Below are 3215 nucleotides of genomic sequence, written 5' to 3'. Positions count from 1 at the left end.
TGTTTCGAGCCGGGTGCTGGCGGTAAACGGGATTGCCTACAGCGCTGATCGCATCAAGGCCGCCATCACCGAAGGCAAATCCGGCAAGCCCATCGAACTCCTGATCAAGAACGGCGATCATTTCCGCACCGTCTCGATCAACTACACCGGTGGCCTGCGTTACCCGAAGCTGGAGCGGATCGAGGGAACCCCGGACCTGCTGACCAGGATCCATGAGGCGCGGAAATAGCGGGTCTGCATTGCCAACCCGCGACTGGGGATTGATACCGGGCGAACCAGAATCGCCCCACCTTACCGGGTTCAATGTCCAGTTCCCCTGCCCGCCCTCTACCCGACCTGTTTGACAACGCGCTCAACCCTGCGCCGTTGGCGCCGCTGACCGAGGCCCACGAGACTCGCCCTGACACGGCGCCGGCCAAGGGCGGCGGCTACTCCGCCAAGGACATCGAGGTCCTCGAAGGTCTGGAGCCTGTCCGCAAGCGGCCGGGCATGTACATCGGCGGTACCGACGAGCGGGCGCTGCACCACCTGTTCGCCGAGGTGCTGGATAACTCCATGGACGAGGCCGTCGCCGGCCACGCCAAACTGATCGAGGTCACCCTCGAGGCCGACGGCGCCCTCACCGTCAAGGACGACGGGCGCGGCATCCCGGTCGACCCGCACCCCAAGCATCCCGGCAAATCGGCGCTGGAAGTGATCATGACCGTCCTGCACTCGGGCGGAAAGTTCTCCGGCAAGGCCTATGAGACCTCCGGCGGTCTGCACGGCGTCGGCATTTCGGTGGTCAATGCGCTGTCCGAACGGGTCGAGGTCACGGTCTGGAAGGATGGCTCCGAGTGGCGCCAGGCCTTCAGCCGCGGCAAGCCGGTGGGCGGGCTCGAACAGATCGGCGCCAGTCGCAAGAAGGGGACCCAGATCCGCTTCACGCCGGACCCGGTCATCTTCGGTGACGCGGCCATGTTCCGTCCGGCGCGGCTTTACCGGATGGCGCGGTCCAAGGCCTATCTGTTCGGCGGTGTCGAAATCCGCTGGAAGTGCGCGCCCGAGCGCATTCAGGACCAGACCCCCGCCGAGGCCACCTTCCGCTTCCCCAACGGCCTGGCGGACTTTCTGGCCGAGCGGATCAAGGGGCTGGAGACCGTCACCCCGGAGCCCTTCGCCGGCCGCTGGGAACGCCCCGGCGAGACCGGCAAGGTGGAATGGGCCGTGGCCTGGACCCCCGCAGGCTTCGGCGAGGCCGACAGCTTCATGCAGTCCTACTGCAACACCGTGCCCACACCTGAGGGCGGCACCCACGAGAGCGGCTTCCGCGCGGCCCTTACCCGCGGCCTGAAACAGTACGCCGAGCTCACCGGCGAGAAGCGCGGCTTGATTATCACCGCCGATGATGTGCTGGCCCAGGCCGGCGCACTGGTCAGCGTCTTCGTGGCCAACCCCGAGTTCCAGGGCCAGACCAAGGAGCGCCTCTCCTCCTCCGACGCCCAGCGTCTGGTGGAAAAGGCCCTGGCCGACCCCTTCGACCACTGGCTGACCGCCCAGCCCAAATCCGCCAGCGCCCTGCTCGAATTCGTCATCGAGCGTGCCGAGGAGCGCTTGAAGCGCCGCAAGGACAAGGAAGTGGCCCGCGCCTCGGCCACCCGCAAGCTGAGGCTGCCTGGCAAGCTGGCCGACTGCTCCGGCGGCGCCATGGACGGCACCGAACTGTTCCTGGTCGAGGGCGACTCGGCCGGTGGATCGGCCAAACAGGCCCGCAACCGCAAAACCCAGGCGATCCTGCCCCTGCGCGGCAAGATCCTCAACGTCGCATCGGCCACCGCCGACAAGTTCGGCGGCAACAAGGAACTCTCCGACCTGTTGCTGGCGCTGGGCGCACAACCCGGCTCGAAGTACCGCGACGAAGACCTGCGCTACGACCGCATCGTCATCATGACGGACGCCGACGTCGACGGCGCCCACATCGCCAGCCTGCTGATCACCTTTTTCTATCGCACCATGCCAGACCTGATCCGGGGCGGCCGCCTCTACCTGGCGCTTCCCCCGCTCTACCGCATCAGCCACGGCGGCAAGGCCGTCTACGCCCGCGATCCCGAACACCGCGACGAACTGCTGGCCACGGAATTCAGGAACAAAAAGCCCGAGATCAGCCGCTTCAAGGGCCTGGGTGAAATGATGCCGGCCCAGCTCAAGGAAACCACCATGGACCCGGCCACCCGCACCCTGGCCCGAGTCACCCTGCCCCGGGCCGAGGAGTTGGTGGAAGACCTGGTCGAACGCCTGATGGGCCGCAAACCCGAGGCGCGGTTCCAGTTCATCCAGGAGAATGCCGAGTTTGCGGTGGGCGAGCTGGATATCTGAACACCGCCCACGCCCGTCATCAGCGGGCTTGACCCAGCGCCCCGGCGCCAAGGGCTAACTGGCAGTGATCAAGGTTGTGTCGGGCGCCGACGGCGACCACGCCCGTCGCAGCCATCGGGGCGGTTAGAATGCTTTTTCTAAACCGCCGGCCTATTGCGACGTCATCGGCTTCCTCCCCGGGGCCGCACACATTGCAAGGATGCTGATCATGGCCAAGGCCAGGAAGACCAAAGAGACCGTCGAAGTCGCCGTAGACACCGACATCGCCCGCAAGATCTGGCTGGCCGGCGTCGGCGCCTACGGGCGCATGTACACCGAGACGCAGGGTGCGGTCGAAAAGCTCGCCACCGGCGCCAACGAAGCCTTCGACCAGCTGGTCGCCAAGGGTGAGGAAGTCGAGGACAAGGTCCGCGAAACCATCGCCAAGTCGCCGCGCGGCGACCGCGTGGTGTCGCTGGTCGGCAACGCCACCGATCAGGTCAAGGCCTTCCGCGCCGAGCAGCGCGCCGCCCTCGAAGCCCGCATCGGTAAGGTCCGCAAGACCGTGTCGGAAACCCTCGCCCCGCTGAACATCGGCGCCTTGGGTCATGCCATGGAAAAGCTGACCGCCCAGGTCGAGCAACTGACCCAGGAAGTGGCCGCCTTGAAGGCCGAGAAGGCCGCCGTGGCTGAAAAGCCCGCCAAGGCCAAGACGGTCGAGTCGGACGAAGCCGCCTAAGCCTTTTGTCCGCCCCTGATGAGGGCGGCGGGCAAGAGCATGACCTGGGCCGCAGCGCGCGCAATCCGCTCGCGCGGCGGCCCGGTGTCTCCCTCCAGCTCCAGCTCGATGGCGTGGAAGCCGATCCCGGTGGTCATCAGGC

General features: G+C 66.6%; 2 protein-coding genes and 1 pseudogene. All 3 read left to right on the top strand.

What is annotated here, in order from left to right:
- Positions 1–229, top strand: a pseudogene (locus ACIQ42_RS17445) (peptidase M61); the annotation flags it as partial.
- 74 nt (positions 230–303) lie between these two features.
- The gene (parE, locus tag ACIQ42_RS17440; protein ID WP_397423498.1) at positions 304–2355 is read left to right on the top strand and encodes a DNA topoisomerase IV subunit B; all 2052 of its coding nucleotides are present in this window, start codon (positions 304–306) and stop codon (positions 2353–2355) included.
- Between the two features lie 208 nt (positions 2356–2563).
- Positions 2564–3073: a phasin family protein gene (locus tag ACIQ42_RS17435; protein WP_397423497.1), complete on the top strand. Its 510-nt coding sequence runs from the start codon at positions 2564–2566 to the stop codon at positions 3071–3073.
- The last annotated feature ends 142 nt before the right edge of the window (positions 3074–3215 follow it).

The organism is Phenylobacterium sp., assembly GCF_044372605.1.
Taxonomy (GTDB): domain Bacteria; phylum Pseudomonadota; class Alphaproteobacteria; order Caulobacterales; family Caulobacteraceae; genus Phenylobacterium.
Note: the sequence above shows the minus strand (reverse complement) of the source record. Positions and strands in the feature narration are given on the sequence as shown.

Excerpts from the sequence above, each read along its gene's own strand:
- parE (WP_397423498.1), top strand. The coding sequence starts at position 304 with ATGTCCAGTTCCCCTGCCCGCCCTCTACCCGACCTGTTTGACAACGCG.
- ACIQ42_RS17435 (WP_397423497.1), top strand. The coding sequence starts at position 2,564 with ATGGCCAAGGCCAGGAAGACCAAAGAGACCGTCGAAGTCGCCGTAGAC.